Origin of the sequence: Microbispora sp. CSR-4, from assembly GCF_008033685.1 — a bacterium.
Classification (GTDB): Bacteria; Actinomycetota; Actinomycetes; order Streptosporangiales; family Streptosporangiaceae; genus Microbispora.
Genome location: NZ_VJVX01000001.1, coordinates 18,866 through 41,622 on the forward strand (window position 1 = coordinate 18,866; position 22,757 = coordinate 41,622).

Here is a 22,757-nt window from a genome sequence, read left to right on the forward strand (position 1 = left end):
ACCTGCGGGCGCGCGGGCCGTACGGACCGGGATGAGTGGTCCGCGGGTCGTCGGGACGAGCCGCTGCGGGCAGGCGTGACGTCCGACCGGATAAGCCGCGCGAAGGAAACCTCAGAAGGGTTCGGAGAGGATCACAGGAACACGAGAACCGGCGGTCCACGCCGTACGACGGCGTGTCGCAGGACAGCCTCACGCCGAGGTTCGCGGTCAAGGTTGTACGACGCGAGCCGGGGGCGGGGGCGTATGCGGGCAAGGAACTGGAACAGCGTGAGCAGCGCCCGGAGCCAGTGGATCGCGCCCGTGCCGATCCTGTGCAGGATCGACCACAGCGCCGCTTCGCCCCGCGACAGCCACCACCCCGTGATCAGCGCCGCGGTGAGATGCGCGGTGAGCATCCCGGTGCCCACCCCCAGCCGGTGCGTGTGCGCCACGGCCGTTGTCTCCGTCGAGAGCGCGAGCGACCCGAGGAGTTCGTGCAGGAAGACCTGCGCTGCCAGGAGCAGGCCGATGACGACCAATGGTGACCGCTCCCGGCCCGCCGTCGCCGCGGCGACGGTCATGACGCCCGCTCCGCCGATGAGAAGTGCCTGGGGAGTCGGGGCGGCCCCACCGGCGAACCAGTGCGCGCCCACGGCGAGGAGCACGCAGACGACCGAGAAGGCGGCCGACCGCGCGAGTCGCAGAGGTAAGGCGGCGCGCATGACGAAGACGACTATCGCACAGAGGCTGGTCGGCCCCAAGACCGCCGCCATCCGTTCGCTCGGTCGGGCTCGGTCTGGCACACGAAGGGGAGAATCGGTGCCGGACGACAGGGTGGGCGCCTTGGTTCCTTCGTCCTCATCGACCGCTCGCACTCCTTCACGAGGCATTCGGCCCGATTATCACGATTTGCGCCGCATGCACTGAGGGGCGGAGAGGCGGTGTGCGATGATTGCGGCGCCATGACAGCAACCATGCCCTTCCGTGCCATACGGGCCGCCGCGTTCGCCGCGGTCTCGGTGGCGCTCGGCGTCGGGGCGCATGCTGTCGGCGGCGGGTCGGTCTCCGTGGCCGCCGTTCTCATGGCCCTGCTCATCGCCTTCCTGCCCGCGCACGCCCTAGCGCGGCGTGAGCGGACGCTGGCCGTGATCCTGCCGGCGCTGGTGGCCTCGCAGGCGGCGCTCCACCTGCTGTTCTCGTTCGCGCACACCCTGGAACCGAGCGTCGCCGGTTCCGCGATGAGCGGCGGGCACGTCCATTCCGGGTTGGTGCCCGGCCTGGGCATGCTGGTCATGCACGGCTGGGCGGTCGCGCTGACGGCGGTCTGGCTGGCGCATGGTGAGGCGCTGCTCTGGGCCCTGCTGCGCCGGCTGGCCGTCCGGCTGCGGATCGTGTTCGCCGTCTTCCTGGACCCGGCGTACGGCGCGATCGTCGTCCCGGTGATCGAGCACCGGGTGGTCGCGCGGTCGGTCCTGCTCGGCCATTCGATGGGTCGGCGCGGCCCTCCTGGCACCGTTCGCACTGTTCCTGCCTGACCGGCATCTGGTCGGCGGGCTCTCTCTGATGTAACCAGCACCCCGTAGTGGCGGGGGGCGTCGGTGTGCGCTCGCGCGCGCCGAATTCGTTCAGTGCAGCGGTACCAGTACCGGCTCTCAGCCGGATGAAGGGATCTTCATGTTCTCCCGCGTCATGCTCGTCGTTCTCAGCCTGGGCGCAGTGACGGCCACGGCCGCCTGCGGCTCTGAGGAGGCGTCCTCCGTATCAGCGGCTGCTTCGCCCGCTGCGGTGGCGGCCTCCCCGTCGTCCACCTCTGCCCCACTCAGCATCACCGACCCGTGGGTCAAGACCGCCAAGAAGGGGATGACCGCCGCCTTCGGCACCCTGGTCAACAACTCCGATTCGGACATCACCGTCATCGCCGGCAGCACTCCCGCGGCACCCAAGGTGGAGTTGCACGAGGTCGTGGAGTCCGAGGGGAAGATGGTGATGCGTCCGAAGGAGGGCGGTTTCGTGGTCCCCGCCCACGGCTCCCACGTCCTGCAGCCCGGCGGCGACCACATCATGGTCATGGACGTGCCTTCCGAGATCAAGCCAGGGTCCGAAGTGCCGTTCACGCTGGAGCTTCAGGGGGGCGGCACCTACACCTTCACGGCTCTGGGCAAGGACTTCGCGGGAGCCAAGGAGAACTACCAGCCGGGCGCCGACATGGGCGGCATGGATGAGTGAGCGGCTCAATGGGACAGATGACGTCTCCCGCCCGCGACTGAGCCGCAGGGCGCTGCTGTCCGGCGGCGCCGTGGTCGCCGCCGCCGCGACGAGCGGGGCCGTCGTGGCGCGGGCGAGCGCCGACGCCGACGACACGGTTACGGCGGGCCGTACCGCCGATCCGGACGTGAACTCGCCCCGGGCGACGGCGGTGGAGCCGTTCTACGGCGCCCACCAGGCCGGTGTCGCGACGACTCCGCAGGCGCACGCCGCGTTCGTGGCGTTCGACCTGCGGGCGGGCTCGGACCGTGAGAGCGTGGCGCGGCTGATGCGCGTGCTCACCGACGACGCCCGGCGCATCACTCAGGGACAGCCCGCGCTCGCCGACACCGAGCCCCATCTGGCCGTGCTGCCCGCCCGATTGACCGTCACCTTCGGCTTCGGACCGGGTCTGTTCGCGGCCACCAAGACCTCCGATCAGCGGCCGGAGTTCATCGCTCCCCTCCCCGCGTTCGGCATCGACCGGCTGAAGAAGCGGTGGACGGGCGGCGACCTGCTCGTCCAGATCTGCGCGGACGACCCGCTCACCGTCACCCATGCGCTGCGGGTGCTCGTCAAGGACGCCCGGTCGTTCGCGAAGGTCCGCTGGACCCAGCGGGGCTTCCGGCGGGCCGCGCACTCCCAGCAGCCCCACACCACCCAGCGCAACGTGATGGGACAGCTCGACGGGACCGTCAACCCCGTCGCCGGCACACCCGACTTCGATCGGGCGGTCTGGTTCGCCGGGGAGCAGGAGTGGCTGCGCGGCGGGACCACCCTGGTCCTACGGCGCATCCGCGCGGAGATGGAGACCTGGGACGCCGCCGACACCGTGGCCAAGGAGTTCACGATCGGCCGCCGCCTCACCGACGGCGCCCCGCTCACCGGCGCCCGCGAGCACGACGAACCGGACTTCGCGCGGCTCACCCCCGCCGGGCTGCCGGTCATCTCCGAATACGCCCACATCCGGCGAGCACACGTGGCCGACCCCGGCGCACGTATCCTCCGTCGCATCTACAACTACGACGAGGGCGTTTCCCCCGACGGCACCGCCGACACCGGGCTGCTGTTCGCCTCCTACCAGGCCGACATCGCCCGGCAGTTCATCCCGGTACAGGAGCGACTGGCCGAGGCGGACCTGCTGAACGAGTGGACCACACCGATCGGTTCCGCCGTGTTCGCCATCCCTCCCGGCTGCGACCCCAATGGGTGGATCGGAGAAACCTTGCTGTCATGACGCAGTGCCGGCCAAGGCCGGGCGGATCGCCGCCACCCTCAATGCCCGCGGAGTGCCCTGCCCGTCCGCCCATGACCGCGCGCGGAACTCTCACCGCTCCGGCGAGATGCGGACGGACGGCACCACGTCCATCCTCCGCAACCCTCGCTACACCGGCAACCAGGTGTGGAACAAGCAACGCGCGACCGAGGTGCTGACGTGATGGATCCCCGTGGCGACGCCACGGGGATCCATCACGTCAGGCAGCGTGATCCCGGGTCCGCACGGACTTCGAACGTGTCCAGTTCGCTCCTGTGATCCTCGGTACACCACGGACCTATGCGTTCAGAGGGCTGCTGCGCTGCGGCCTCTGTCAGCGGTCCATCAAAGGGTCGCGGACCAACAACCGGTCCAATTATCGGTGCCGCCAGGGGGTGTCGCGATACTGGCGCTGATCGCGGTGGTCGTGTCGTTCAGGCACATGCACGAGCCCTGCCTCCGCCACTGTGAGCACCACCTCGCGGCCAGCAGGAAAACGCCGGCGATCGTCGTACGCTAGATCTGGTGTACCGCAAGGAAGTTCGGGGCCATCACTGTTCAGGCCTCCTCGTCCAGGGAGAGGTCAGCGGCAGCGATCCGCGCATAGTGATTTGATTCCAGACCCCCAGCGACTCGAACCCCTATAGAGCAAGATCATGGTGTGCTACAGAGGTACACCGAACCTTCAGTGACCTCTGCCGCGTTCGAGGCGGGCGGCACTGATGATGAAGTCGGCCACGAGCTGGCGGCCGCCGTCGGACATCTCGACCAGGGCGCGGAGCGCCTCACGGTTGAGCCCGGATTCTCCGGTTAAAGAGGACGCCGCCACCTGGTCGGCCATCGCCTCAGCGTCCTCGTCGTCGCCGAAGTAGCCGATCGGCACGCCGAAGAACCTGGCCAGCGCCTTCAACGTCTTGAGCTGGGGATTGTCCGACCTACCCGTCCGCAGCTTCCAGATCGTTGTCGACGACAGTTCCTCCCCCGTCGCCTCCGAGATTGCCGCCGCCGCCTCGAGGTTGTTCTTAGGCGGCCGGTTACCCGCCGGCCAGCGGTTCTGGATCAACCACTCGATCTTGTCGGCGAGGGACCGCGTGGTGTTCGCCGCGCTTCGGTCGTCAGCCACTGCTCACCACATCAAGTTGGAGCGACACGCGCCCTGCTTCATCGCTTTTAGTTGACAGCCGGTGACGGAGAGTGCCTATCCTGCTCTCGCCATCAACTTTAGTTGATGGAGTCCGCCTCTCCACGCCCGAAGGTTACCGATGCGAGCCACACCGATGCGAGCACCTGACGAGAGCAAAGCTCGTCATGAACGACTCGTCCGCCTCGGCCTTGAGGTCAGCCGCCACCTGCCAGCCCGGCTGATCCGCCGCCGCAACGGCCAGTGGGCCCTCACCGTCGGCACCGAGACTGTGTACTGCGCGGGCGCCGAAGGCGTCTACGCCTACGTCACCCATCACGGCCTGATCCTCTCCCCCGCCAACGACGAGGGCGTCGCCCAAGCCGCGACCCACCTTGCAGCAGGTGGCGGCCGGTGACCCGCAACCTCACCCAGGCCGTCGCCCTGGCCGCGTGCGTCGTGGCTCCGCTCGTAGTCGCACTGGCCGTACTCGGCGGGATCGGCTCCTTCGCCACCCTGCGCCGCCTCGCCGAGCCATGGTTCGGCCCGCAGGCGTGGATCGTCCCGATCGGCATCGACCTCGGCATCCTCGCCCTGCTGGCCTGGGACCTCCTCATGGAGTTCGCCGATCTGCCTTGGCCGGTCCTGCGCTGGATCGCCTGGACGTTCATCACCGCCACCGTCATCCTCAACATCTCCGCCGCACACGGTGACCCGATCGCCGGCCTGATGCACGCGGCCATGCCCGTCCTGTTCGTCACGGTGGTCGAGGGAATCCGCCACCTCATCCGCCGCTGGGTCGGCCTGGCCACGGGCACCCGGCGTGAGCGGGTACCTCTTTCACGCTGGCTCCTCGCCCCCGTCTCCAGCTTCATGCTCTGGCGACGCATGGTGCTGTGGAACGTTACGAGCTACCCCCGCGGCCTCCAGCTCGAATACCTCCACCTCGAAGCCGTCTCCGCGCTCCACCAGGCGCACGGCCGCTGGCTGTGGCGGTGGAAGGCGCCCCTGTCCGAACGGACCGCCGTACGACTCCAACTCGCTGGCGCGGCCTTTCCCACTCCTCAGATCCCACAGCAGCAGGACTCCGACGACCAGCTCATCCAGGCTGCTCAGGCCATCGTCGCCAGGGCCGAGCAGCGCGGCGTACGGCTGAGCCAGATGGACCTGGCCGCCCAGCTCCGTGCTCAGGGCCACCGCATCGCGAACGAGCGGCTGCGCTGGCTGGCCACCGCCATCGGGCTCCGCCGCGAGCCGGTCTAAGGACGCGACCTCATGCTCCTCGCTATCCACGAGCACGCCGAACGCTTTTTCCAGGCCCACGTCTCCACCAGCTGGGTCCCCGACTACCTGCGTCAGCGTGGATTCGACGACGACGTGCAGCGTCAGTGGCGCATCGGCTACGCCCCGAACGAATGGCGAGCGCTGACCAGACACCTGCGCAGCCTCGGCTTCCCTGACACCGCGATCGAGGCCTCCGGCCTGGCCCGGCGGACCACCCGCGGCATGCTCATCGACTTCTTCCGCGACCGGGTCATGTTCCCCATCACCGAGCGCGACGCGACCACGATCGCCTTCATCGGTCGCAGCCGTACGAGCGAACCCAAATACCTCAACAGCCCGAACACCCTTATCTACGCGAAGGGACGGGCGCTGTTCGGCCTGCACACGCTCAGCGCCGGGGCCAAGCCGGTCATCACCGAAGGCCCCCTGGATGCCATCGCCGTCACCGTCGCCGGCGGGGGTCGTCTGGCCGGGCTCGCCCTGTGCGGCACCAGCCTCACCCCCGACCAGGTCAGGGCTCTCGACGCAGCCGCCGACCTGCGCGCCGACGGTGTGCTGGTCGCCTTCGACGGCGACCGCGCCGGGCGGCAAGCCGCGGCACGCTCCTACTCGCTACTCAAAGACGCCGGTACGGCGGAAGCCTTCGTGCTCCCATCGGACTGGGATCCAGCTGCGGTACTCAGCGACGCCGGCCCCCAAAGGCTTGCGGCACTGCTTCGTGTGCGAGTACGGCCCCTGGCCGACCTGGTGACCGACGCCGCCATCGAGCCCTGGCACGACTCCCTGCAGTACGCCGAAGGGCGTGTCGGCGCACTTCGCGCCGCCGGTGCGGCTATCGCCACGATGGCACCCCGTGACGTCGCCCGGCAGGTCGCCCGTGTCGCCGCGCAGCTCAACTTCGACCATGCGACCGTCACCGAGACCACCACCGATTCGGTGACCGCCCAGCTGGCCCTCGCCGATTTCCCGGCAGCGCCCACATCCGGCAGCACGACCACACGCTCGGGCGAGAGGAGAGCGAATGAACGACCACTACGCGGACCCACTCCGTGAGGCAGCCGCCCACGGCATGCAGAAGGTAGTGCAGGTCACCCCTACTGCCGCGGCGGCAGTTCAGGTGTGGCTGCACGTGAAGGCCCAGCGCGTACGCGAACAGGCCGAGCGGGAGCGTCAGGCAGCAGACGCCCTCCGCACCAAGCAACGCGCCGCCCATCGGGCGGCACGACTGCAGTGGCTGCCCGCCAACGACCCGGCATGGCTGCGCACCGCCGACCTGCTGCAGGTGAGCCGCGCCTGGGGAGCGGCCCTGCCGTACGCGACGAACGACCCGGGCGCCGAGCGCGCACTGTTGAGATGCGAAAGCCGGCTGCGAGAGCTCCACCCGTACGCAATGAACCGCTATGACCGGCTGCGAGTCGAAGGACATACTCCCGAAGCGGCCATGCGGGAAGTCACCCCGTTGTTCGCCCGAGAGCCATGCCCGCGAACCGGATATCCAGCGCCCGTTCGGCCTCAGCTGCCTCCGGTCGTGAGGCTCGCCCAGGAGGACTTCCCGCACACCATCGACAAAGTTGTCGAAGCGTGTGGCAGCACCAGGGCGACGGCAGGAGCTACGGCGCAGCCAGCTCGGACAGCTACTCTTAATCGCCGCCCGTGATCGGTCGATTACGAAAGGATGGGAGAGGTGGACGCCCTCGCGCACAGCTACCTGTTCTGGATCGGCCTGATCCTGCTGCTCGTTGTGCTGTACCTCCTGCCAACGCTGATCGGGCTCTTACGCGGCGTGGAGAACGTCCTTCTACTCATAGCGTTCAACTTCTTCGGCGGCCTCACCTGCATCGGCTGGCCGGCAGCGCTCTTCCTGGCCTTCGCACTGCCCATCCGCCACGACCGCCGATGACGTCCGTCAATCACAGCCCTCCAGATGCCGAACCGCGTCGGACTGGCTGCAGATCGCCAGGCGATGCGCGGTCCAGGCTGGGGCCGAGCGTCCTTCCAGATCTAGGATGACGCCGTGTTCGTCGACGGTGCAGGTGATGCCATACGGCCAGTCGCCGAGGAAGACCCCCAGAATCAGATCCTCCGTACCGCCCTGGACGATTCGGTGCAGCCGCTCAGCTGCGGCACCCGGCGAGGCAATGACGAACAACCAGGACTGGCCCTCCGGAACTCTCGCGTCCGTACGCTGCCCGCTTCGTCTGACGATCTCCACTTCCAGCTCGGTCACTACCTCCTGCATGGTGTCGAGCACCACGAGCCCCGGATTCGCCGTGTGTAGCGCTTCCTCGCCGAACAGGCGCACCGCGTCTTCGCGCGGCACGAGTACGCGAGCCGCCATATGACGCCCGGCCAACAGCTCCAGGACCATGGCACGCGTCACGTTCTCCGCGCCCGGTCCGGTGAGTCCCGTCCCGTTCATGGCCGCCAGCGCGACGAGGTAACCCAAGCTCGTCGACTCCTGTTCGAGCATGGAGTCGAGCGTTGTGACCGGCACATCATCGTCGGACCTTATGACGGTGACCGACTCTTCCGAGGCTTCCACCGGTGGGAACGGCAACATGTCCCTCACCTCGCTGTAGCGAACCAGCCGATCGCCCTGCCTGGTCAGACGGGTACGCCGCCACCACATCACCGCAGCGCCGACACACTGACGTCGTCGGTGGTAGGCGATGGCGAGCACAAGCAGCGCGGCAAGGCCGACGGGAATCGTCAGGGACATCGTCGACGCCGACGACTCCAGAGTGGCGTTCGCTGCATAGGGAGCCGGCTCATGCTCTTCGCTGAGCGTCGACCGCGGTGCCGGGCTCCTCTTTGGCCGCGTCAGAGGCTTGGCTGAGGGCGTTCGAGCGATGATTGCCGTTGGCCGATGGTCAAGCCCACGTCTCGCCGCCACCTCCTCTATCACCTGCGGATTCTCCCTCGTGGCCGTTGCTGCCGGGCTCGCCGCAGGATGGCCTAGCGTCCGCCGGCGATCGCGCCGGGGCCGGTTCCGGACGTGATGCTCCTCCGCTTCACCGTCACGGCTTATGGGTGCCGCCGCCGCCACCTTCTCGGGACTCTTTGTAGCCATGAGAGAAGGTGCGGCGGCTGGAGCAGCTGTCGGCTGCTGTGGAACCTGCGGAAGGCGTACGACCTGTTGGGACTGCTCCGGGGCCGGCTGCGAGGCCTGCCCGCGCCACGAGTCCCGTACGGCGCGGCCCACGTCGATGCTGTCACCAGCGAGCCAGTTCTGCACCTCGCGCTGCATGGCCGCACACAACTTCGTGTTGTCGACGTACCGGCCTGCCGTACCGGTCAGGTGCGGGCAGCCGGGCGGCGGGTCCGCCTGAGCGGTTCCCGCCACGGCCAGCGCTGCGGCGCCTGCCAGCACTCCTGCGGCAGCCGACCGCCACATCGCCGTCCGGCCTCGGAACGGATTGCTGGCTGTCACGACGGCACCCCCGGGTCGATCACGAAGCGAAGATGATCAACCACGATAGGCAGCTATGCCGGTGCAACAGCGCAGCTCAGAGCCGAGTCGCGCGAGCAAAATAACGATCTTCCAGCTACCTATGCCGGGGTGACGCGGATGGTGCCGGAGGACCGGCGGAACGCCCGGACGAGCGAGGATTCTGGCCGGGATCCGTGCCGAGCGGCCTGGCGACGGGCTGCGGGAAGTCCGCCGCGGCCAGCCGTACCGGGGCACCCGCCGCAGGTGACGCCACAGCGAGGTGTTGGGCCGCCGCTCGTGCCGCGACCGCCTGGGCCATCCTGCCCTGGGCCGTACGGAGCTCGGCCACCGCGACGACCAGCGCCGCGATGTCGGCGATGAGCGATCCTCCGGACCCTCGCGTCCCGGCACCGAGCCTTCGCACGGCCCTCCGCAGCTCCAGCCCTGCTCGTGTCGGTGGCAGAATCCGCGCGTACGGCTCTCGCGCGGCGCGGTCGAATGCCTCTGCGGCATTGCGAAGCCGCTGGTCCTTCAGCAGGCGCGCCGCGACATGTAGCAGGTCGGAGGTCGCCCCGGGCACGTCCGCCGCGCCGCCCGTTTCGCCGACTGTGGCCTCGCGCAGCTGCGCGGCGGCCTGCCGGGCGGCCGTCGTCACCAGCTCCCAGATCTCCCGGCGGTCGTCGGCACCCGCTCCGTCGGGGTGGTGATCGCTTCCGCCGCGCCACCGGGCGCGGAGTTTCGGAAGAGTGAGGTCGGCGGCGAGCCTGCCGCCGCCGAACCACACCAGCTCGCCGGCGCGGTTGCGATGCTTCGGCAGCGCCACCGCGTACCCCGTCACCTCGCCGGGATTGCGCTGGCTCATCCGCTGCCGCACCAGCACCCCGGCGGCTTCCAACGACCGGAAGAACTCCTCTTCCGAGGCCGCTGCGGCGGCTGCGGTGACGACGTGCTGCCGTAGCACCGTCCGCGGCACCTCGTCCCACCCGCGCCGCCGGGTCTGTTCCGTCTCGCTGCGGGTCGGCCGGCGCGCCGCCGTCCGATCTCCGGGTGCGGTCACGCGCAGGCCGTACCGGCGCTCGACGGCTTGGCAGGCCTCCCGTACCCGGTAGAAGTCGTTCCAGGTCCGGGGCTTGGTGCCGTCCTGGCGGGCGAGCGTGGCGACGATATGGATGTGGTCGTCGGCGTGCCGCACGGCGACCCAGCGCACGCCGTTGTCATCGTCGGCCGGCGCGAGACCGGTGCGGGTCATGATCTCCTGGGCGACCTGCGCCCACTCGTCATCGCTCAGGATGCGGTCCTGGCGTGCGGCACGGGCGACGCAGTGCCACACCGGCTCGGCGTAACCGCGCTCCCCCAGCGCGGCGAGCGGCTGGTTGAGCAATCCGATCAGATTTCGGAAATCCCGCCCGCCTTCCGGTCGGAGCGACGGCTCCACCTCGGCCGGATGCCGCCACCCGACGACGATGTGCGGGTTGACGTGCTCGTTGGCCCGGCCCGGGCCGTACAGGTAGTACAGCAACCCGCCGACGCGGCGCCCGCGCATCACCTTTCCGATCACCGGATCGCCTTCCGGACGCCTTCCGCGATTCCGTCCAAGCGTTGCACCGCCCGCAAGCACGCGGCGGCGTACGGAACCAGGTTGCCGGGATCGGCGCCGGTCGCGTTGAGCGCCGCGACGGCCTGGTTGAGGTTGACCCCGATGCGGCGCACCTGGCCAGCGGCGTGCATCAGCTCGATCAACGCCTCACGCAGCGGGTCGGGCATCGGCGGGTTCACCATCCGCGCCGCCGCCAGGGCCGCCTCCGCCGCATAGGCCCCGCGCGCCAGCCCAAGACGTTCGGCGGCCGTGCGGAAGTCGGCGTACTCCTCCTCGGTCAGCACGAACTTCACCACATGCGGCCGCGGCACCGCCTGGCGTTGACGCCGCCGCTGCCGCACCTGCCTGGACCCGGTGTCCTCTCCCTCATCAGACATCTTCGTGACCGCTCCCCCGACGACCGCGCCCGGTCGCAATCGATCAGAACCCACCCCGAACCAGTGGCGGGAGTGGGCGGTTCTGATCACGAATGTTCCCCGCCACATCCCGCCGGATGCAGCGGTAACGGGACATTACGAATATCTTGCTCCCGCCCTGCGGGACTCAGACTGCGGGTGCAGCGCCGTGGACCGACTGCCGCCATTCCAACGCCTCGGGCACGTCGCGGTACTCCAGCAGGTACTGTCCGTGATCTTTAGAGGTGACAGGGAGAGGCTGTCGCCTGAACGGCAGAACTAGCACGAGGCGGGGGCGTCAAACGGCGCAGGAGACTGAACCTCGCCGCTGCATGAAGGCGTGGGATGGAGTTCCAAATTCCGAGCTGGTTCTGCCTGCCAGAGAGCGCCACGTCGGCGACAATTTGCACATCGCCGGTTTCAGTAAGCAACAGAGGGTGGGCTCCGCAATGCCTCACCCCGCACAGCTACGAAGGATGTCGAGGCGGAGTGAACCATCCCTGGGCCATCTACCTGCGGGCGTACCTGGGTGTTCGGATTCAGCACGCGCGAACAGCTCCGACGCGTGGAGCCTCGGCCGTTGAGTGGGTGATCATCACGGCCATCATCGCCGGCGTCGCACTGGGCCTGGCCACGTTGATCAAGACAGTGGTGGAGCAGAAGCAGGGCGAGATTCAGCACACCCTCGGGGGCGGCGCGAGCGGCTGACCGGTTGCCTACGACAGTCGCGCCGCCCCGAGCAGGGTCGGTCAGCGGCCGCCCGGCCATACCGCCGCTCTGCAGGCACCCCACCTGACGCGCTTGTCCGAACCGATCTCCCCCTGGCAAAGCTTGAAGACCTTGACCGATCCGAACAGGGAACTGTCGGTAGCACAGCCGCCCTGCGGCGCCCGCACCTCGAACGGCTTGCGCGCGTCGACGGGATTGTCGTTGTGCCACACGGCCTTGTAGGCCACGTTGTCCTTCCTGCCGTCGCAGACCTTGATCATCGATCGATCCGCCGGAACGCTCACGCGGCCCTCGCCGTAAGCATCGCTCCAGCCTGGCGCGCCGGCCCGCGCCGATCCGACCGTCCCCAAGACCAGCGCCCCGGCCAGCAGCGCGACGGACAACCCTGCCCTCGATGCCATGTCTCCCCCGTTGATCCTCGACAGCCGTCCCTACTCTAAGTATTCGATCTTGCACTTCAAGCATTTGCGAGGCTGTTTCTAACAACTCAAGTGGGCTCTTCTGGCCGTCGTACAACCAGGACACGCCTCATTGCTGGCATCTGCAGGAAAGTGATGGCCAGCTGAATGAGCGCGGTTGCCGTCACCGGCGTGAACCATCAATTCACCTTGTAGGGGTCGTAGTGGGCGATTGCCGTTTGGAGATGTCGCCGACCCGGTTGACGAGCACGGAGGAGAAAGGCAGACCTTGGGCTCAGAGGCGTACAAGGCATGTCCCCGCATCGCCGTACCGGCCAATTTCCGCTCATGCGCTCACGGAGACGTGGTTCTCTCGCGCGTAGACGACGAGGCGATGACCGGTAGAGCTGTCGAACTCGCCCTTGGACATCCATCCGAGATGCTGGTAGAGACGAGCGGCCGGGCTGTCTTTCAACGTCAGCAGCCACGCTCGTTCGCATCCACCGGCCACACGGTGGAGAAGCGTCCTGCCGAGGCCACTGCCTCTCGCTTTTCCGGCGACCATCAGTTCCACTACTTCGAAGGCGTTGCGCGACATCTCCGCGAAGGCGGCGGGACCGACCGCGTCGTGTACCTGCTCTATCAGCGGATCGGCGTCTCTGGTCGTGCGTGCGGGCCAGCCGTAACAGACGCCGAGCAAGGTGCCGTCCTCCGAGGCTAGCGCGGAGCGGAACCCGGGTTGCGCCACGTGGCCCGCGAGTCGCGAGGGGAAGGCACGCAGGCGCTCCTCCGGCTCTGACCAGGGCGGTACGGAGAAGCATTCGATGTAGAGATCGTGCATCGGTTGTTGCCATCTGAGCACTTCGGCCGCGTCCAGGTCATCCACCAGCACATAGCAAGTCTTTCGCAGTTGCGAATAACTTGCAATAAGTTGCCTGGGCGCTTTACCTTCGCCCCATGAAGATCCTCCGTGCCCGGTTTGTCACCCTCGCCCGGCTCGGCGTGGTGGCGATCCTCGGCCTGTCCGCCTCCTGCACGGCGCCATCGTCACCTGGCACCTCGTCGAGCAATCCGGGAACGCGGGACACGTTCGTCCTCGGTCTCGCTTCTGAGCCGGACACACTGAACCCGGTGCTCGGCTATGAACCTGATGGCGGGTCCTTACTGTTCGACGGTCTGGTCCGGCGTAATGCGGATCTCACGCTGGCGCCGGCGCTGGCCGAACGGTTGCCCGACGTCAAGGGCACGACCGTGACCTTCACCCTCCGCCAGGGTGTGCGGTTCCACGACGGCACGCCTCTGACCAGCGATGACGTGGCCTACACCTATCAGGCCGTGCTGGACCCGAAGAACAACTCCGGCATCCGGGGTGACTACACGGCGATCGAGTCCGTCGAAGCGCCCGATCCGGCCACGGTGGTGTTCCATCTCAAGCATCCCTACGCGCCGATCCTGCAGCGCGCCACGCTGGGCATCGTGCCGCGGCGTCTGCTGCAGGGCCAGAGCTTGGACAAGGCCGCGTTCAACACCAAGCCTGTCGGAACGGGACCGTACCGGTTCGTGTCCTGGACCCCGGGCGACAAGGTCGTCCTGGAGGCCAACCAGTCGTACTGGGGCGGCGCCCCGGCGATCAAACGCCTGGTCATGGCGTACTCGGCCGACGACAACGTACGCGCCACCCGGATGGCGGCGGGCGAGTTCGACGCCACCGAGCTGCCACCCAAGGCGGCCGCCCGCTTCGAAGACCAGGTCGGCCTGACCGTCTACAAGGTGCCGAGCGCGGACTACCGCGGTGTGATGTTCCCCCTGGACGCGCCGGTCACCGGCGACAAGGCCATCCGCAAGGCGCTGAGCCTGGCGCTGGACCGCTCGGCCATGGTCGGGGCCATCCTCGCGGGTGCCGGTCGGCCGGCCTTCGGTCCCGTGGCGCCCGGCACCACCTGGCACAACCCGGCCGTGGACGGCACGCCCACCCCCGACCGCGACCAGGCGGCCCGGCTTCTGGACCAGGCGGGATGGAAGCCGGGCTCGGGTGGCGTCCGAGTGAAGGACGGAACGCCCGCTTCCTTCACGCTCATGTACCCCGCAGGCGATTCCCTGCGGAAGGATCTCGCCCTCGCTGTCGCCTCGGACGCCAAGAAGATCGGTGTCGACGTACGGCTGGCAGGGCTGGACTGGGACGCCATCGAACCCCGCATGGCCAAGGACGCGCTCATCATGGGCTACGGAAGTCCGTACGACCCCGACTACATCAACTACGAGATGTTCCACTCCAGCTTCTCCGGCCAGGGATTCTTCAATCCCGGCCACTACAAGGAGCCTGACGTCGACGCCCTACTGGAGAAGGGGCGGGCGGAGACCGACCCGACCGTGCGCAAGCAGACCTACGACGCCTTGCAGCAGCGCATTCGCGACGACGAGGTCTGGACCTACCTGGTCTATCTCCAGCACGTCTACGTCGTGCGCGGGAAGTGGACCGGCATCGCTCCGGCCGTGGAAGCGCACGAGCATGCCACCGGCGGGTTGTTCCGCACCCTGGCGGAGTGGAAGCCCGCCGCATGACGCGCGCCCTGGGACGGATGGCGGCATGGAGGCTGGCGTTCACCGCGCCGCTGCTCCTGGTCGTCACGCTGGGGATGTTCGTGCTGGCGAAGGCGTCGCCCTTTGATCCGGTGCGGCAGTATCTCGGCGATCGGGCGCTGACCACGAGCCCGGAGATCGCCCGGCAGATACGGGCCAACTGGGGTCTGGACCGGCCACTCGCCGAGCAGTACCTCACCTGGCTCGGCAACCTGCTCCGCGGCGATCTCGGGGAGTCACGGAGCATGCACCGGCCCGTCGCCGAGGTGATCGGGGAACGGCTGGGATGGACCCTGCTCGCGGCCAGCTGCGCCATGGTCGTCATGCTGGCCGCAAGCCTCGTGCTGGGGTCGCTGGCGGCCTGGCGTCGTGACTCCTGGGCCGACCGGTTGATCAGCGGCACGGCCTATGCCAACGAAGCGGCTCCGGTGTTCTGGACCGCGCTCATCGTGATCTGGATATTCGCCGTGAGACTGCGATGGCTGCCTCCCGGCGGCCTCACCGACGCGGCGTCCGGGACGGTGGAGCCCGCCGACGTGCTCCGGCACATGATCCTCCCGGTGGCCGTCCTGGCGTTCTCGCAGTCCTCATGGCTGGTGCTGTTCGTCCGCGAGTCGCTGATCACGACCTTGCGGGAGGACTTCGTCATCGGCGCCCGGGCCCGTGGCCTGCGCGAACGCACGGTCGTCGTCCGCCACGCGCTCCGGTCGGCGCTGCTGCCGTTCATCACCCTGCTGGGCGCCCGCGTTCCCGAGCTCGTCACCGGGGCGATCCTCGTCGAGACCGTCTTCTCCTGGCCCGGAGTGGCCTCCGCGTCCGTGCAGGCGGCGCTCGCCGCGGACTTCCCGCTGCTCGCCGCGCTCACGCTGCTGGCGACCCTTGCGGTGGTCGCCGGCAACCTGCTCGCCGACACCGCGTACGTGATCGCCGACCCGCGGGTGCGGGTCCTGGGGGTGAGCTGATGGCGACAGGAGTCGCGGGTGGGCTCACACGTTCCCGACGCCGCTTCCCACGCGGCGCCGCGGTGACGCTGGTGTTGCTCCTGCTCGCCGTGGTGCTCGTGCCGCTGTTCGCCAGGCTCGACCAGCAACTGGTCGACCTTCACGCCGCCTCGCTGCCGCCCTCGCTCAGGCATCCGTTCGGCACCGACGAGGTGGGCCGCGACGTGCTGCTGCGCGCCGTGTACGGCCTGCGCGTCTCCGTGCTCGTCGGTCTCGCCGCGGCCGTCGTCTCTGTCACGATCGGCACGTTGGCCGGGCTCGCCGCCGGAGCGGCCGGCGGGACGCTGGACCGGCTCATCATGAGGATCGTCGACGGTTTCAACTCCGTGCCGCACCTGCTGTTCGGCATCTTCATCGTCGCGCTGTTCACCCCGAGCACCACCGCCGTCGTCGTATCGGTCGCGCTCACCCATTGGATGACCGCGGCCAGGATCGTGCGCTCCGAGGTCCTGACCCTGCGCGCCCGGCCGTTCGTCGACGCCGCGATCTCCGGCGGATCGAGGCGGCTGCGGATCGTGCGCCGCCATTTCCTGCCCCATCTGATACCGCACATCATGCTCGCCGCGGTGCTGATGATCCCGCACGCCATCTGGCACGAGACCGCGCTCAGCTTCCTCGGCCTGGGACTGCCGGCCCATCTCGCCTCACTCGGGAACATGATCAACGACGGTGCGCGGTCCCTGCTCGCCGGCAACTGGTGGGCCTCGCTGTTCCCCGGCCTGTTCATCTTCCTGCCGACCCTGGCGATCTCCGCGCTCGCCCAGTACTGGCGCGACCGATCCAATCCGCGCTGGCGATCGGAGCTGCAGCTGTGAAACCACCACGTCTCCGCGTCGAGGGCCTGTCGGTTCGCTTCCACCTACCCGGCGCCACCGTGCGGGCCGTCACCGACGCCCACTTCGAGGTGCGGCGCGGTCAGTGCCTCGCCCTCGTCGGAGAATCCGGCTGCGGCAAATCCGTGATGGCCCACGCCCTTATGGGCCTGCTCCCCGGCAACGCCTCGGTCGAGGGCGCCGCCTGGCTCGAGTCCGGCGACACACCCCCCGTAAACCTGATTGCGGCACCGGAGAAGGTCCTCGCACGCACCGTGCGGGGCCGACGCATCGGGCTCGTCCCGCAGAGTCCCACCACGCATCTCACCCCGGTCCGCACAGCGCGCGCCCAGCTCACCGAGGCCCTGCACGAGCTAGGAAACCCCGATCACGCCGACACGCTGGCCGAGCGGGCAGGCCTGCGCCCATCTGACCTCGACCGTTATCCCCACCAGCTCTCCGGCGGGATGGCGCAGCGTGTGGTCAACGCGATCGCCCTCGCCGGCGACCCGTGGCTGATCATCGCCGACGAGCCGACCAGCGGCCTCGACCGCCCCCTCGTCGAGGCGACCATGGCCGAGCTACGCCGCCTCGCCGACGACGGCCGGGCCGTCCTGCTCATCACGCACGACCTGCGGGCGGCGCAGCAGGTCGCCGACCACGTCGCCGTCATGTACGCCAGCCGTATCCTGTCCCTCGAACCGGCAGCCGACTTCTTCACCGGGCCCCGTCATCCGTACGCCGCAGGGCTGCTGGACGCGCTGCCTTCCCGGCGTTTCGCCGCGATTCCCGGCCAGCCGCCCGAGCTCACCGATCTGCCCGAAGGGTGCGCCTTCCGGCCGCGCTGCGCCAGGGCAACCGACGACTGCGGACGACTGCCCCTGCCACCCCTCGGTGACAACCGGGTGGCCTGCCACCACCCTCTGGAGAGCCATGTTGCGCGCTGAGGGCGTCGTCGTCTCCTACGGCCGCCAACGGGTACTGGGCGGCGTCGGCATAGAGGTATCGCCCGGACAGGTGACCGGACTCGCCGGGCCGAGCGGCTGCGGGAAGTCCACGCTCGCCCGCGTGCTCGCCATGCTGCTGAAGCCCGCCGCGGGCAGGCTCACCGTCGACGGAGTGGACGTCCGCCGCTGGCGCCACCGCGTCCCACGCGAGCTTCGCGGCCAGGTCGCACTGATATTCCAACAGCCCCGGCTCGCCGTCGACCCCCGCTTCACCCTGCTCGACGTTATCGCCGAACCCCTCCGCGCCGCCCACCGGTCGATCGAGCACGCGCGGGAACTGGCCGAGGAGATGGGCCTGACACCCGAACTGCTCTCCCGCCGCCCACATGAGGTCTCCGACGGTCAGCTCCAGCGGGCGTGCGTCGCCCGGAGCCTCACCCTCCGCCCTCGCTACGTGATCTGCGACGAGATGACCACCATGCTCGACGCGTCCACCCAGGCCCATCTCGTCGCACGGCTGGAGGCCTACCGCCTCGAATCGGGGGCCGGAGTGCTGGCCATCACCCACGACGACGAATTGCTCATCCGCTGGACCGGACCGTCCGGCGGATCCATCCGTCACCTGTCCGAGATGGCTCCTGCCGCCTGAGGACGTCGATCCGCTCACAGCGATCGACGCGGACAGCGGCAGCGTGGTCCTGCACCCCGATGGAGGTTCGAGTTCGACGATCACAGCGATCACACTCACACCTCCGTGTTGCGTGATAGATGTAGTTGCAAGTGATTCGCAATAACTGTTTGGAGGGACCTGATGGGCCAGTACGCCCTGCCCGACCTGCCCTACGACTACGCCGCGCTCGAACCGGCGATCACGGGCGAGATCCTGGAGTTGCACCACGCGAAGCATCACGCCGCCTACGTCAAGGGCGCCAACGACACCCTCGATCGCCTCGCCGAAGCCCGGGACAAGGGCGACTTCAGCGGACTGGTCGGCCTGGAGAAGACCTACGCCTTCAACCTGTCCGGGCACGTCCTGCACACGATCTTCTGGCAGAACCTCTCACCGGACGGCGGTGACCGGCCCGACGGGGCACTGCGCGACGCGATCGACGAGCACTTCGGCTCCTTCGAGGCGTTCCAGAAGCAGCTGACCACCGCGACCAGCACGGTGCAGGGCTCCGGCTGGGGAGTTCTGGCCTGGGAGCCCCTTTCCCGCCGGCTCGTCGTCGAGCAGGTCTACGACCACCACGGCAACGTCGGGATGAACACCACCCCGCTCCTGGTCTTCGATGCCTGGGAGCACGCCTACTACCTGCAGTATCGCAACGTCCGGCCGGACTACGTCGAAAAGCTCTGGAGCCTGGTCAACTGGACCGACGTGACTTCCCGCTTTGAGGCCGCGCGAGGCGTGGCCTGAACCTTCCCGCCCAAGACCGCGGCGGCCCGTGGTGCTAGGAGATCCTTCCGCAGCACTGTTCCAACCACGGGCCGCCGCCCGGGACTTCTCTCCCCAGCCCCGACAACCTGATGCGGAGAGGCGCGAACGAGCCTCCTTCAAACTCTCGCGCCGCGTCCGTCAGTCGCGCTCACCGTTCTCCGGTCCTGATCCGGGGTCCTCCGAGCTGTCCGGGAGCGGCGGCGTCGACGGTTTCCTGCCACGTCCAGCAGGACGGCGGCCACTTCGAGAACAGCGAGCGCGGCCACGACCGCCCAGATCCAGCCCGGCATGCCAGTCTCCTGATCGGGCTGTCCGCCACGGTCACCGGGGTAGCGGAGGGTGCCGCACCTCCGGCCGATGCCACCGAGTTCCTCCTGGATGGGCAGCGGACCATCGCCCTGCTGTCCGACCCGCTGGACACCGGCGCGAACTGGCTCGGCACCGCCGGGTGAACCACCCAGGCGCTCGGCACCACCCCCGCCGGAGTCGCCACCCTCCAGGTCACGGTCATCGTCATCGGCCACGTGCTGGGCACCGTCCTGGCACACGACCGCGCGCTGGCCCCGTCCCCCCGCCGGACCGCCGTCCTCGGCCAGATCCCCCTGCTCGTGCTGATGGTGGTCTACACCGTCGTGGGCCTGCTTCTCCTGTTCGCCGCCTGAGGCGCGAAGGGAGCCCGCGACGAACCGCGAGAGCCGGGCCCGCTACTACAGGCCCCAGGCTCCGTAACCGTGCCCTCCCCGCCGTACGCGCATCACGGTCATGTCCACACACGCCCACTGTTCACCACTCGGCGGGTGATGTGGCCGGAGCCCGAATTCTCGCGGATCCGGGCTCCGGCTGCACAAGCCATGCGCCTAGCCGGCGACCCTGGAACGGAGCCCGAGTAGGGTGTCAATCACCAGGAACGCGGCCAGGGAGATGCCCATCAGGGGCAGGAAGTACCCCACGACGAGGGCGAGCAGGGCCAGCGGCGCCAGGACTCCCCAGTGCACCGCCCGCCAACCGCCGCGGGGGTAGGGCCGGCCGAATCCGCGGGTCGGACGGCGCCGCCACCACATCCGGTAGCCCAGCACGATCAGCGTGACGAGCCCGATTGCGATCGCGGCCAGGACGATCTGGTTGGCCAGGCCGAACAGCAGCCCCATGTGCGCGTCGATGCCCCACTCGGTGAGCTTGGCGGCCAGCGGGTAGTCGGCGAACCGCAACTCGCCCACGAACTGCCCGGTCGCCGGGTCGAACGCCAGCTGGTCCAGTCGCGTGGGAGCGGTCTTGCGGATCTCCTTGACCACGTACGCGGCCCCGGGCTCGGCCGGCGGGACGATCTCCAGCGGGCCGGACAGCCGCCAGCTGGCCGCCGCCTGCGCGATCTTGTCGATTCCCACGTCCGCGGTGTCGCCGGCCTGGCCGCCGCTCGCGGCGTGCCCGGCGTGCCCCGTGTGCCCGGCGTGCTCACCGAGATCGGTGCTGATCGACGGAGTCGCCCAGCCGAACCTCGTACGCAGCTCGCCGATGTTCTCTCCGGCGTACTTCGACCAGGTCAGGCCGGTGGCGGACAGGAACAGCACGCCCAGCACGGCCCACAAGCCCACCGAGCCGTGCCAGGACAGCGTGCGGCGTAGCCCAGTGGCGGCGCGGTCGGGAGTGAGCAGGCCACGGAGGCGGCGGCCGTTGCGGCGACGCCTGCTCAGCCACAGCGCCAGCCCGCCGAGGGCGACGACCCACAGCCAGCTGGCGGCCAGCTCGCTGTAGATCCGCCCGGGCTCTCCCAGGTGGAGGCGACGGTGCAGGTCGGAGATCCAGGCGCGTACGGGCAGCGCGCCGGAGCCGCCGTAGCTTTCCAGCGTGCCGCGCACCTGACCGGTGCCGGGGTCGACGAAGACCGCCATCTGAGTGCTTTCGGGCAGGTTCGGCACGTCCAGCAGCACCCGGGTGGTCAGGCCGGGCTCGGCCGCGGGCCGCACCGCGGTCACCTTCCCTTCGGGGAGCGCCTGGCGAGCCGCAGTGACCTGCTCGCTCAGGGGAACGCTGGTCTGAGTCACCGGCGCGGTCAGCTCATGCCGGTAGACGACGTTCTCGATCTGGAAAGAGGCGGCGTACAGCAGGCCCGTGGTCGCGGCCACGAGCAGGAAGGGGGCGATGAGGATTCCGGCATAGAAGTGCAGGCGCAGCACCAGCGGGCGCAGCACCGCCCAGGTCGCACGCCTGGGCTGGGGAGGCCGGGCCGGATCGACGGCACGCTGAATATCAGCGGTAGAAGTCATGGGGTTCTCCGTTCACGGCGAGCGCACACCGACAGGTACGCGTCACCTGCGTAGGGGGGTTACGCCGCGGACCGCGTTCAGCGCGGTTCAGGGCGGCGAAAACGGGCGTACGGCATGGCGAGCCGATGCCGCCAATGGCAGGCGGCAGCCCGTATCAGAGAACGGAGACGGCCAGAGGCGGACCGCGCCGAGCGACCACCACGACGAAGTCGGAACGACGAGGGACCCGGAGGAGAGGTTCCACCACGGGGCGGGGAGAGGGTGCGGCGATGCCGACCAGCGCACCCGCGAGGACGCGCAACACGGCCCGCAGACCGCGCACCGGCGTGACGGCCAGATGCACGATCAACGCCAGGGCCGACTCACCGTGTTCCAGCACCCAGGCGGACAAGACCGCCAGCGCGGCATGGATCAGCAGCATTCCCAAACCGGTGCCGTGCTCACCCGTCCACGGCGACGGCGACGCGTGCGCGGCGCCGAGAGTGAACAGATGGTGCATCCCGTACTGCGCGCCGAAGGAAGCGCTCAGCAGGACCCCCAGGCCCCGCTGACGGCCTGCGAGGAGGAACGCGCCCAGCCAGGTCAGCGCCATTGCGGCGACCAGGGTTCCCCCACGCACGGGAGCCCCGCCGGCCAGCATGTGCAGAGCGGCTGAGACCAGCACGCACGCTGCCGCGAACACCGCGGCACGTAACGCACGCAGGGACGATCCGCCGACATGCACAGCGCAATCGTCCCAGAACGCCCATATACCTTCCATTCTTGACATGTTTGATCGCTGTCGGATATGGGTGTCCATTTCCTTCATATGGGGCCTGGCCAGGCTCTACAGCCTGCCGCGGTTGCGGAATCAGCCGGAGGAACTCCTGAAACGCTCACAAGACGGGTAGATCAGACGATGGCCAGGTCTTCGGCACCAGCGTCGGCCGGGCGAGGCTGGCCTGGGCGCGGCTGGTGCTTTTAGCCCCGGGGACGACCGGTTCCTACGTCCCGCTCTCGACCGGCAAGAGGGTCCTGCGACCGGCTTCGTCGTACGGCCGAAGAAGAAAGACCGCTGGTACGTCACCCGCATGCGGATGAGCTGCTGCGCGGCCGACGCCATCGCCCTAAGGTGGCTGTGCTCGGCGCCGCTCCGCCGCCCGACGACACCTGGGTCGAGGTGACCGCCACCTGGGTCCCGCCGAGGTCCCGCAAGATCCCGAACGGAACCGTGCCACCGGAGATGACCGCCATCCAGGTGACGGAAATCCCAGAACCGAGCGAGCCGTACGAGTAGGCCGACAC

Annotated in this window: 27 protein-coding genes; 18 read left to right on the forward strand and 9 right to left on the reverse strand. The window is 68.9% G+C overall.

Annotation, left to right across the window (positions count from 1 at the left end; all coding sequences use genetic code 11):
- Positions 1 to 131: 131 nt before the first annotated feature.
- Positions 132 to 752 carry an MFS transporter gene (locus FLV34_RS00115; RefSeq protein WP_142651865.1) on the reverse strand — a complete coding sequence of 207 codons (621 nt, stop codon included), beginning with the start codon at positions 750 to 752 and terminating at the stop codon, positions 132 to 134.
- A 189-nt stretch (positions 753 to 941) separates the two neighbouring features.
- Between FLV34_RS00115 and FLV34_RS00120 the strand changes: the two genes are divergently transcribed.
- From FLV34_RS00120 to FLV34_RS00135, 4 genes are all read left to right on the forward strand, one after another.
- Positions 942 to 1,514, forward strand: coding sequence for an MFS transporter (locus tag FLV34_RS00120; RefSeq protein WP_147942097.1), 573 nt, complete (start codon positions 942 to 944; stop codon positions 1,512 to 1,514).
- 139 nt (positions 1,515 to 1,653) lie between these two features.
- Complete coding sequence (locus tag FLV34_RS00125) at positions 1,654 to 2,205, forward strand: copper chaperone PCu(A)C (RefSeq protein ID WP_261985600.1); 552 nt, start codon at positions 1,654 to 1,656, stop codon at positions 2,203 to 2,205.
- Positions 2,198 to 3,460: a Dyp-type peroxidase gene (locus FLV34_RS00130; protein ID WP_147942098.1), complete on the forward strand. Its 1,263-nt coding sequence runs from the start codon at positions 2,198 to 2,200 to the stop codon at positions 3,458 to 3,460. The genes FLV34_RS00125 and FLV34_RS00130 overlap by 8 nt, the downstream gene beginning before the upstream one ends.
- 4 nt (positions 3,461 to 3,464) lie before the next feature.
- Positions 3,465 to 3,662 carry a recombinase family protein gene (locus FLV34_RS00135; protein WP_205831152.1) on the forward strand — a complete coding sequence of 66 codons (198 nt, stop codon included), beginning with the start codon at positions 3,465 to 3,467 and terminating at the stop codon, positions 3,660 to 3,662.
- 501 nt (positions 3,663 to 4,163) lie between these two features.
- Here the strand turns inward: FLV34_RS00135 and FLV34_RS00140 are convergent.
- On the reverse strand, positions 4,164 to 4,601 hold the full coding sequence (locus FLV34_RS00140) for a helix-turn-helix transcriptional regulator (RefSeq protein WP_147942099.1): 438 nt from the start codon (positions 4,599 to 4,601) through the stop codon (positions 4,164 to 4,166).
- A 139-nt stretch (positions 4,602 to 4,740) separates the two neighbouring features.
- On the opposite strand from FLV34_RS00140, the gene FLV34_RS40090 reads away from it, so the two are divergent.
- The 5 genes from FLV34_RS40090 to FLV34_RS00160 are packed head-to-tail and all read left to right on the forward strand — an operon-like array spanning position 4,741 to position 7,782.
- On the forward strand, positions 4,741 to 5,016 hold the full coding sequence (locus FLV34_RS40090) for a hypothetical protein (RefSeq protein ID WP_222709371.1): 276 nt from the start codon (positions 4,741 to 4,743) through the stop codon (positions 5,014 to 5,016).
- A complete protein-coding gene (locus FLV34_RS00145) occupies positions 5,013 to 5,861 on the forward strand; it encodes a DUF2637 domain-containing protein (RefSeq protein ID WP_187280503.1) in 849 nt (282 codons plus the stop codon). The genes FLV34_RS40090 and FLV34_RS00145 overlap by 4 nt, the downstream gene beginning before the upstream one ends.
- A 12-nt stretch (positions 5,862 to 5,873) precedes the next feature.
- Entirely contained in the window at positions 5,874 to 6,935 is a 1,062-nt protein-coding gene (locus tag FLV34_RS00150) for a toprim domain-containing protein (RefSeq protein ID WP_147942101.1), read from the forward strand.
- Positions 6,904 to 7,539, forward strand: a complete 636-nt coding sequence (locus FLV34_RS00155; RefSeq protein WP_147942102.1) for a hypothetical protein — start codon at positions 6,904 to 6,906, stop codon at positions 7,537 to 7,539. Before FLV34_RS00150 ends, FLV34_RS00155 begins: the two co-directional genes overlap by 32 nt.
- A 27-nt stretch (positions 7,540 to 7,566) precedes the next feature.
- On the forward strand, positions 7,567 to 7,782 hold the full coding sequence (locus FLV34_RS00160; protein ID WP_167530297.1) for a superinfection immunity protein: 216 nt from the start codon (positions 7,567 to 7,569) through the stop codon (positions 7,780 to 7,782).
- Positions 7,783 to 7,788: 6 nt separating this feature from the next.
- On the opposite strand, the gene FLV34_RS00165 is transcribed toward FLV34_RS00160, so the two are convergent.
- The 3 genes from FLV34_RS00165 to FLV34_RS00175 all read right to left on the reverse strand — a co-directional run bounded on the left by FLV34_RS00165 (position 7,789) and on the right by FLV34_RS00175 (position 11,286).
- Entirely contained in the window at positions 7,789 to 8,601 is an 813-nt protein-coding gene (locus FLV34_RS00165) for a hypothetical protein (RefSeq protein WP_142617318.1), read from the reverse strand.
- Positions 8,602 to 9,427: 826 nt separating this feature from the next.
- Positions 9,428 to 10,870 carry a relaxase/mobilization nuclease domain-containing protein gene (locus FLV34_RS00170; RefSeq protein ID WP_142652670.1) on the reverse strand — a complete coding sequence of 481 codons (1,443 nt, stop codon included), beginning with the start codon at positions 10,868 to 10,870 and terminating at the stop codon, positions 9,428 to 9,430.
- Entirely contained in the window at positions 10,867 to 11,286 is a 420-nt protein-coding gene (locus FLV34_RS00175; protein ID WP_142617316.1) for a MobC family plasmid mobilization relaxosome protein, read from the reverse strand. The genes FLV34_RS00170 and FLV34_RS00175 overlap by 4 nt, the downstream gene beginning before the upstream one ends.
- Positions 11,287 to 11,793: 507 nt before the next feature.
- On the opposite strand from FLV34_RS00175, the gene FLV34_RS00180 reads away from it, so the two are divergent.
- Positions 11,794 to 12,012, forward strand: coding sequence for a hypothetical protein (locus FLV34_RS00180; protein ID WP_142617315.1), 219 nt, complete (start codon positions 11,794 to 11,796; stop codon positions 12,010 to 12,012).
- Positions 12,013 to 12,053: 41 nt separating this feature from the next.
- On the opposite strand, the gene FLV34_RS00185 is transcribed toward FLV34_RS00180, so the two are convergent.
- Together FLV34_RS00185 and FLV34_RS00190 are read right to left on the reverse strand one after the other, a co-directional pair.
- Positions 12,054 to 12,416: a hypothetical protein gene (locus tag FLV34_RS00185; RefSeq protein WP_142617314.1), complete on the reverse strand. Its 363-nt coding sequence runs from the start codon at positions 12,414 to 12,416 to the stop codon at positions 12,054 to 12,056.
- A 361-nt stretch (positions 12,417 to 12,777) separates the two neighbouring features.
- Positions 12,778 to 13,323: a GNAT family N-acetyltransferase gene (locus tag FLV34_RS00190; RefSeq protein WP_147942103.1), complete on the reverse strand. Its 546-nt coding sequence runs from the start codon at positions 13,321 to 13,323 to the stop codon at positions 12,778 to 12,780.
- A gap of 65 nt (positions 13,324 to 13,388) precedes the next feature.
- Here FLV34_RS00190 and FLV34_RS00195 point away from each other — a divergent pair, with 65 nt between their 5' ends.
- The 7 genes from FLV34_RS00195 (at position 13,389) to FLV34_RS40095 (ending at position 19,871) form a co-directional block, all read left to right on the forward strand.
- Positions 13,389 to 14,993: an ABC transporter substrate-binding protein gene (locus tag FLV34_RS00195; protein WP_147942104.1), complete on the forward strand. Its 1,605-nt coding sequence runs from the start codon at positions 13,389 to 13,391 to the stop codon at positions 14,991 to 14,993.
- 17 nt (positions 14,994 to 15,010) lie between these two features.
- Positions 15,011 to 15,973 carry an ABC transporter permease gene (locus FLV34_RS00200; protein ID WP_261985601.1) on the forward strand — a complete coding sequence of 321 codons (963 nt, stop codon included), beginning with the start codon at positions 15,011 to 15,013 and terminating at the stop codon, positions 15,971 to 15,973.
- A 62-nt stretch (positions 15,974 to 16,035) separates the two neighbouring features.
- Entirely contained in the window at positions 16,036 to 16,827 is a 792-nt protein-coding gene (locus FLV34_RS00205; protein ID WP_244312456.1) for an ABC transporter permease, read from the forward strand.
- Entirely contained in the window at positions 16,824 to 17,771 is a 948-nt protein-coding gene (locus FLV34_RS00210) for an ABC transporter ATP-binding protein (RefSeq protein WP_147942106.1), read from the forward strand. Before FLV34_RS00205 ends, FLV34_RS00210 begins: the two co-directional genes overlap by 4 nt.
- Positions 17,758 to 18,420 carry an ABC transporter ATP-binding protein gene (locus tag FLV34_RS00215; protein WP_142617308.1) on the forward strand — a complete coding sequence of 221 codons (663 nt, stop codon included), beginning with the start codon at positions 17,758 to 17,760 and terminating at the stop codon, positions 18,418 to 18,420. Before FLV34_RS00210 ends, FLV34_RS00215 begins: the two co-directional genes overlap by 14 nt.
- Before the next feature lie 162 nt (positions 18,421 to 18,582).
- Entirely contained in the window at positions 18,583 to 19,188 is a 606-nt protein-coding gene (locus tag FLV34_RS00220) for a superoxide dismutase (protein ID WP_142617307.1), read from the forward strand.
- Between the two features lie 545 nt (positions 19,189 to 19,733).
- A complete protein-coding gene (locus FLV34_RS40095; RefSeq protein ID WP_167530296.1) occupies positions 19,734 to 19,871 on the forward strand; it encodes a hypothetical protein in 138 nt (45 codons plus the stop codon).
- Between the two features lie 195 nt (positions 19,872 to 20,066).
- On the opposite strand, the gene FLV34_RS00225 is transcribed toward FLV34_RS40095, so the two are convergent.
- Positions 20,067 to 21,473: a PepSY domain-containing protein gene (locus FLV34_RS00225; protein WP_147942107.1), complete on the reverse strand. Its 1,407-nt coding sequence runs from the start codon at positions 21,471 to 21,473 to the stop codon at positions 20,067 to 20,069.
- Between the two features lie 154 nt (positions 21,474 to 21,627).
- Positions 21,628 to 22,281, reverse strand: coding sequence for a hypothetical protein (locus FLV34_RS00230; RefSeq protein ID WP_147942108.1), 654 nt, complete (start codon positions 22,279 to 22,281; stop codon positions 21,628 to 21,630).
- A 303-nt stretch (positions 22,282 to 22,584) separates the two neighbouring features.
- On the opposite strand from FLV34_RS00230, the gene FLV34_RS40100 reads away from it, so the two are divergent.
- Positions 22,585 to 22,749, forward strand: a complete 165-nt coding sequence (locus tag FLV34_RS40100; protein WP_167530295.1) for a hypothetical protein — start codon at positions 22,585 to 22,587, stop codon at positions 22,747 to 22,749.
- Positions 22,750 to 22,757 lie beyond the last annotated feature (8 nt).

Excerpts from the sequence above, each read along its gene's own strand:
- FLV34_RS00220 (WP_142617307.1), top strand. The coding sequence starts at position 18,583 with ATGGGCCAGTACGCCCTGCCCGACCTGCCCTACGACTACGCCGCGCTC.
- FLV34_RS00120 (WP_147942097.1), top strand. The coding sequence starts at position 942 with ATGACAGCAACCATGCCCTTCCGTGCCATACGGGCCGCCGCGTTCGCC.
- FLV34_RS00150 (WP_147942101.1), top strand. The coding sequence starts at position 5,874 with ATGCTCCTCGCTATCCACGAGCACGCCGAACGCTTTTTCCAGGCCCAC.
- FLV34_RS00130 (WP_147942098.1), top strand. The coding sequence starts at position 2,198 with ATGAGTGAGCGGCTCAATGGGACAGATGACGTCTCCCGCCCGCGACTG.
- FLV34_RS00230 (WP_147942108.1), bottom strand. The coding sequence starts at position 22,281 with ATGAAGGAAATGGACACCCATATCCGACAGCGATCAAACATGTCAAGA.
- FLV34_RS00215 (WP_142617308.1), top strand. The coding sequence starts at position 17,758 with ATGTTGCGCGCTGAGGGCGTCGTCGTCTCCTACGGCCGCCAACGGGTA.
- FLV34_RS00165 (WP_142617318.1), bottom strand. The coding sequence starts at position 8,601 with ATGTCCCTGACGATTCCCGTCGGCCTTGCCGCGCTGCTTGTGCTCGCC.
- FLV34_RS00195 (WP_147942104.1), top strand. The coding sequence starts at position 13,389 with ATGAAGATCCTCCGTGCCCGGTTTGTCACCCTCGCCCGGCTCGGCGTG.
- FLV34_RS40090 (WP_222709371.1), top strand. The coding sequence starts at position 4,741 with ATGCGAGCCACACCGATGCGAGCACCTGACGAGAGCAAAGCTCGTCAT.
- FLV34_RS00225 (WP_147942107.1), bottom strand. The coding sequence starts at position 21,473 with ATGACTTCTACCGCTGATATTCAGCGTGCCGTCGATCCGGCCCGGCCT.
- FLV34_RS00175 (WP_142617316.1), bottom strand. The coding sequence starts at position 11,286 with ATGTCTGATGAGGGAGAGGACACCGGGTCCAGGCAGGTGCGGCAGCGG.
- FLV34_RS00200 (WP_261985601.1), top strand. The coding sequence starts at position 15,011 with ATGGCGGCATGGAGGCTGGCGTTCACCGCGCCGCTGCTCCTGGTCGTC.
- FLV34_RS00115 (WP_142651865.1), bottom strand. The coding sequence starts at position 752 with ATGGCGGCGGTCTTGGGGCCGACCAGCCTCTGTGCGATAGTCGTCTTC.
- FLV34_RS00155 (WP_147942102.1), top strand. The coding sequence starts at position 6,904 with ATGAACGACCACTACGCGGACCCACTCCGTGAGGCAGCCGCCCACGGC.
- FLV34_RS00125 (WP_261985600.1), top strand. The coding sequence starts at position 1,654 with ATGTTCTCCCGCGTCATGCTCGTCGTTCTCAGCCTGGGCGCAGTGACG.